This is a genomic window from Streptomyces galbus, from assembly GCF_005280195.1.
GTDB classification, from domain to species: domain Bacteria; phylum Actinomycetota; class Actinomycetes; order Streptomycetales; family Streptomycetaceae; genus Streptomyces; species Streptomyces galbus.
In genome coordinates, this window is the sequence record NZ_SZPR01000042.1 from 2,894 (window position 1) to 3,358 (window position 465).

Sequence of the window (465 nt, forward strand, 5' to 3'; positions counted from 1 at the left end):
AAGAGAGATCCCACAACCCCGCATACGCAACCCCTGCCGGGTCTCACACGTATACGGTTTGGCCTCATCCAGTTTCGCTCGCCACTACTCCCGGAATCACGGTTGTTTTCTCTTCCTGAGGGTACTGAGATGTTTCACTTCCCCTCGTTCCCTCCACACTGCCTATGTGTTCAGCAGTGGGTGACAGCCCATGACGACTGCCGGGTTTCCCCATTCGGAAACCCCCGGATCAAAGCCTGGTTGACGACTCCCCGGGGACTATCGCGGCCTCCCACGTCCTTCATCGGTTCCTGGTGCCAAGGCATCCACCGTGCGCCCTTAAAAACTTGGCCACAGATGCTCGCGTCCACTGTGCAGTTCTCAAACAACGACCAGCCACCCATCACCCCGAACCTTTACGGTCCGAGTTCACTGGGGCCGGCGACTGAGGAAGTTCATTCCCTCAGACACCCAACAGCGTGCCCG

General features: G+C 58.5%; 1 rRNA gene (running past one end of the window). It reads right to left on the reverse strand.

Annotated features, from left to right (window positions below):
* Nucleotides 1-332, reverse strand: a 23S ribosomal RNA gene (locus tag E4U92_RS34590); it reaches 2,781 nt to the left of the window's first position.
* Between the last annotated feature and the right edge of the window lie 133 nt (nt 333-465).